This is a genomic window from Aeromonas bestiarum (assembly GCF_000819745.1).
GTDB classification, from domain to species: Bacteria; Pseudomonadota; Gammaproteobacteria; order Enterobacterales; family Aeromonadaceae; genus Aeromonas; species Aeromonas bestiarum.
Window position 1 is genome coordinate 1 of sequence record NZ_CDDA01000031.1, and the last position, 1,049, is coordinate 1,049.

1 protein-coding gene is annotated in these 1,049 nt (G+C 56.8%); it reads right to left on the reverse strand.

Annotation, left to right across the window (positions count from 1 at the left end):
- Positions 1-49 precede the first annotated feature (49 nt).
- Positions 50-1,049, reverse strand: a 1,000-nt coding sequence (locus BN1118_RS16165) for an IS481 family transposase (protein WP_043557074.1), incomplete at its 5' end; no start/stop codon positions are given.

Here is a 1,049-nt window from a genome sequence, read left to right on the forward strand (position 1 = left end):
TGTACAGATCTAGTTATCACCTGACACCGGCCTCAAACCGGTGTCTTGTTTACGCTACGTTATCGCGTACTTCTTTCGGTATCAATTTCAGTCCCTTCTTGAACATGCTGTAGGGCGTCTGCCCTTCCATCATTCTGCCCTGATGTGGCCGTTGGGTGTTGTAGTGCTCCAGATAGCTATCCAGGTCTGTCTGCATCTGCTCCACCGACTCATACCAGGTCGTCCTCCCCTTGATGCGGAAGTGTTCATCCAACAGTGTCCGGTGCAGCCGCTCGATAAAGCCGTTGCTCTGCGGCCTGCGTACTTTGGTGGTCCGGTGTTCGATTCCCTCCAGTTGCAGGAACAACTCATAGGGATGATGGTCAGGGCGCCCACAGAACTCGCGCCCGTTGTCCGACAGGATGGTATAGACCCGTGCCTCATGGGCTTCGAAGAACGGCAGCACCGCTTCATTGAGCACATGAACCGAGGTCACCGGCAGCTTGCTGGTGTAGAGCCGTCCCCAGGCGTGGCGGCTATAGCAGTCCAGCACGGTTTGCAGATACACCTTGCCAACCCCCTTGAGCGCCCCCACGAAGAAGGTGTCGACCGCCACCAGTTCTCCTGTGTAGTGAACTTCTATCTGGCGTTCTCGGAACTCGGGGCTGAAGCGCTCGAGCAGGCGAATTTGCTCGTCATTGAGCTCAATCGTCTGTTCCCGATGGGTTTTCTCGAGACGCAACAAGCGGTCATGTTTGGAGAGCAAATCGTGACGCTGCCATACGCCACGCACACCGCCCGCACTGACATTGATGCCTTGCAGGGCGAGCTCCTGCGCGACCCGAAGCGGGCCGTAAGTAGGGTTCGTTAGCGAGTAGTCGAGGATGGCTTGTTCAATCTCGGGAGCGACCCGGTTGGGGTGAGCCCCTTTGCAGCCGGGTAACTTATCGAGCAAACCCTCGGCGCCATAGGTCTGGTAATTACGGCGGATTTCGTAGAACTGCTGGCGGCTGTAGCCGATGAGCTTGCAGGCTTTGCTGACGTTATTGAGCTCTTTGGCGAGCTCTAGC